This window comes from Skermanella stibiiresistens SB22 (genome assembly GCF_000576635.1).
Classification (GTDB): domain Bacteria; phylum Pseudomonadota; class Alphaproteobacteria; order Azospirillales; family Azospirillaceae; genus Skermanella; species Skermanella stibiiresistens.
Genome location: NZ_AVFL01000084.1, coordinates 1 through 4,184, shown reverse-complemented (window position 1 = coordinate 4,184; position 4,184 = coordinate 1). Strand labels below are relative to the sequence as shown.

At 69.7% G+C, this 4,184-nt stretch carries 2 protein-coding genes; both read right to left on the bottom strand.

What is annotated here, in order from left to right; all coding sequences use genetic code 11:
• Window positions 1–7: 7 nt before the first annotated feature.
• Window positions 8–748 (bottom strand): glycosyltransferase, encoded by a 741-nt coding sequence (locus N825_RS35460; protein ID WP_051514243.1) that lies wholly within the window; start codon window positions 746–748, stop codon window positions 8–10.
• A 233-nt stretch (window positions 749–981) separates the two neighbouring features.
• Window positions 982–4,184 (bottom strand): condensation domain-containing protein (locus N825_RS37455; RefSeq protein WP_245613340.1); only part of this gene is annotated, 3,203 nt, incomplete at its 5' end.

The following is a 4,184-nucleotide window of genomic DNA, read 5'->3' as shown; positions in this document are numbered from 1 at the left end:
TCCCGCCTCAGAGCTGACCATGGCTGCCTGACCCCCAATCGCTCGACGCTCCCACCTCGACTAGTGGATTGTCCAGGTGGGGCCGGACCTTCTTGTCCCAATAGGGGCGGTCCTGGTCGTACAGCGTGCCGGCGAGCTTGATCGGAAGCCCGGCGGCCAGCGCGATCCGGATCGCCTCGTGCGGCTGCTTGGTCGGCGAGAAACGGCCGATGAAGGCGAGATAGCCCGTGGGTTCGGGATTGAAATGGTAGAGGCTGGTGGGGATGCCGTGCGGCACCGTGCCGGCCCAATTGGCGTCGGGCAGCGGCAGGCGCTGGCGGTTGGAGATCGACACCAGCGGCATCTCCGGGATGGCGTCGTAGAGGATGCGCATGTCCGGCTGGCCCAGCGGCATGTGGAAGGTCGTCACCGTCTTGTCGGCGACATCCATGAAGCACGGGAAGTGCATCCCCTCCTCATGGAAGTGGATGATGTCGAAATCATCCAGGTGGCGGCGGACCAGGGCGAAATGGGCGGCGAAATGCGGCAGGGAGTTGCCCACCTGGGTACCATTGAGAGCCGCCGGCCGCGACGCGATCAGCTTGGCCGAGGTGACGGCGTCGCCACAGGCGAACAGCGTCACGTCATGACCGGCCGCGACCAGCGACTCCGTCAGATAGGAGACCGCCCGCTCGGTGCCACCGAACCGGGTCGGCGGGATCGGGAAGATGATGGAGCCTACTTGGGCGATGCGGAGCGGGCGCGGCATGATGTCAATCTCGGCTGTCGGAGAAAAATGAGCGAGGAGGCGACGCCGCCCGCGTCAGGGTGAAAATCCACGGTCGAATGGCCGCATCGATGGAAAGCTCGCGCGATAAAATCACCATCAATTCCATCATCAGTAGGTTAAGGCCGGATGCCAGGTCAAACGGAAACCGGCTTGGCGAAATCTGAAACTTTCGTGTCGGCGACCCGCCATCACGCCCGCCATCATGCCCACCATCACGAAGGCGCCTCCGGAAGAATGTGGTTGAGGTCGCGGGCAAGCTCTTCGACCAGGGGAGCCTTGACGATCGACGCGTGGTCGCCGGCGATCCGGTGGATCGTCACCGGCCCGGTCGTGACCGCCGACCAGCCGAGATCCGTCGGCAAACCGGGGCGGGCCGCGAGCGCGTCGGTGACCCAGACATGCAGCGGCGCCCCGCCGACCGACGGCGCGAAACCGTCTGCCGCCGTCAGGTTGGCGCGGAACACCGCCAGCATTCCCGCGACTTGGTCGCGCGTGATGGCTCCGCCAAAGGCGCCCGAAGCCGTCAGCCTTTGGTGGACCAGATCGATCCGCGTCTCGTGGCCGAACTGGCGCAACGTTCCGGCGTCAAGCCCGAGGTCGATGCCGACGGAGTGTTCGACCGCGCGGACCATGTAGAGCAGCCGTCCGGCGTCGTCGCTGGGGACCACGCCCGCTATGAAGGCCTTCGGATCGGCGAGGGCGTCGATCACGCAGATGGTGGCGACCGGCAGCCCGCGCCTCTCCAGCTCCGCCGCCAGTTCCGCCGCGAGCGAGGCGCCGAAGGAATATCCCACCGGCACGAAGGGACCGGGAAGCCCAGCCGCCGTCACCGCGTCGGCGTAACACGCGGCCATGTCCGCCAATCGGTCGAGCGGCGGCCGGGTGTTGTCGAGGCCGCGCGCCTGGAGGCCCGCGACCGTCCAGCCCGCCGCCAGATGGGCCGAAAGCGCCTGATAGCACAGCACATGCCCCGAGATCTCATGGGGCAGCAGGATGGTGCCCCGATCACCTGAAGCCCTCAGCATCACCAGCACCTCGTCGGAACCGCTGGCGGCGGAGCGCCGGTCGATCAAGGCGGCCTGCTGGGCGATCGTTCCGCCGGTGAAAAGACTGGCCAGCGGCAGGCGGCAGCCGAATAGGGACTCGACCCGCGCCATCAGCTGGACCGCCAGGAACGAGTGGCCACCCAGTTCGAAGAAGCTGGCGCCAGTATCGGTGACGGGGCGCTCCAGCACGGTCGACCAGAGCGTGAGCAACGCCTCTTCCGTGGGGCTTGAAGGGCCGGAGGGAGCCGGGGCGGCGGGAACCGCGTGGAGCGGGGCGGCGGCGTCGATGCGCCGCTCCAGCACCCCGGTCTCGGTCCAGCGGGCGGTGATGGCGGTACGTGTTGGCGGGGCACCGAGGCCATCCGCGATCCATAGCGTTCCCGGCAACCCGATCGGCACCGGTGCCAGATCGGGATTGAGCACCTCGGCGGACGTTCCGGTGGCGGCACGATCGATCGGGGTCCACAGCGATCCCGGCGCGGCGCTGACCTCCGGTACCGACGGTGGCGCCAGCCGCCAACCGGCGATCCTCGCCGCCTCCGCCGCCGTGTCGGTCAGTGGCAGGCGGAAGGCGCCAGCCTCGGGCGCGGCACCCAGTTCGACCAGCAGGCGTTTCAAATGCCGTGCCATCCGGGCGCTCGTTTCGGCATTGAAACGATGGCCGTCGCATTCCAGCACGGCATCGATGCCGCCGTCCCGCTCGACCATGGTCAGCAGCACGTCGAACCGGGCGATATCAGCGTCATCGACCAGCGGCGTCACCGTCAGGCCAGGAAGTTCCAGCTGGCCACCGGGCGCGTTCTGGAGCACCAGCATGGCCTGGAATAGTGGCGTGTCGGCGAGCGAGCGTTTGAGCCCCAGGCTGTCGACCACCAGTTCGAACGGCGCGTCCTGATGGGCGTAGGCGTCGAGCGTCACCTGACGCGACCGCTCGACCAGTTCGGCGCCGGTGGGATCGCCCGACAGGTCGAGCCTCAGGGCCAGCGTGTTGACGAAGCAGCCGATCAGGCCGGACAGGTCGTCATGCGTCCGGTTGGCGATCGGCGTTCCCACGACGATATCGCGCTGACCGCTCCACCGCGACAGCAGAAGCGAGAAGCCGGCGTGGAGCGCCATGAACAGCGTGCCGCCGGCACGGCTGGCGAGACCCCGCAACGCGTCGGTCTCCGCCGGGTTCAGCCGCAACCGCTGGCTCCGCGCGGGACGGTCGCCGCCAGCCTTGGGGGCGGAGTCCCACGGGAGTTCCAGGACCTCGGGCGCCCCCGCCAAGCGGTCCCGCCAGTGGTCGATCAACCCCGTCAGCCGGGAGCCGGCCAAGCCGCGCTGCTGCCATGCGGAGAAATCGGCGTACTGGATCGCCAGCGGGGGCAAGGCCGCGGTCTCACCAGCCATTTCGGCGCGGTACAGTTCGGTCACCTCGCGCGCCAGCACGCCCATCGACCAGCCGTCGGTGATCGCGTGGTGGAGCACCGCGACCAGCACGGCGGACGCGGGTGCCAGCCGGACCAGGGTCAACGCCAGCGGCGGTCCCCGCTCCAGGTCGATCGGGCGCGCGGCTAGCGGGCGCAGCGCCCGGCCCAGCGTCTCCGGCGTCATGTCGGCCGGCGGCACGATGCCGGCGGCACCACAAGCGGCGGCGTCCAGCACGGCGAGGGGAGCGTCGAACGGCGGCAGGATCTCCTGACGCGGCTTTCCGTCCTCGACCGGAAAACGGGTCCGCAGCGTCTCGTGGCGGGCGATCAGGGCGGTCAGCGCGCGCCGCAAGGCCGGTTCGTCCAGGGCGCCGTCCAGCTTCAGCCCCAGCGCCACGTTATAGACGCCGCTTCCCGGCATCAGCCGATCGAGGAACCACAGCCGTTGCTGCGCGTAGGACAGCGGCAGCGCCGCCGATCGATCCGCTGGTGGAATGGCGTTGGCCACGGGAGTGGCCGTGGCGTCGGCGTCCGACCCAAGCCGCTCGGCCAGCGCCGCGGCGAAATCGGCCACGGTTGGCCGCTCGAACAGCAGGCGCAGCGGCAGGTCGACGCCGAACCGGGCGCGGACGCGGGAGACGACGCGGGTGGCCAGCAGCGAATGGCCGCCGACCTCGAAGAAGTTGGCGTGGATGCCGATCCGGGCGGTTCCCAGCACCTCCGCCCAAATCTCGGCCAAGGCCGCTTCCAGGCTGGTGCGGGGCGGCTCGCCGCTGGCGGCGGTGGCCGCGGGACCGTCCTCCCCCGGCTCCGGCAAACCGCGCGTGTCCAATTTGCCGGTCGGCCCGAGCGGCAGCTTGTCCAGGAAGACGAAGGCGCCGGGAACCATGTGTTCGGGCAGGCGCGCCGCCGCGTGCCGCCGCAGGGTCCGGCCGAGCGCGCCGCGCCGGTCGGGCG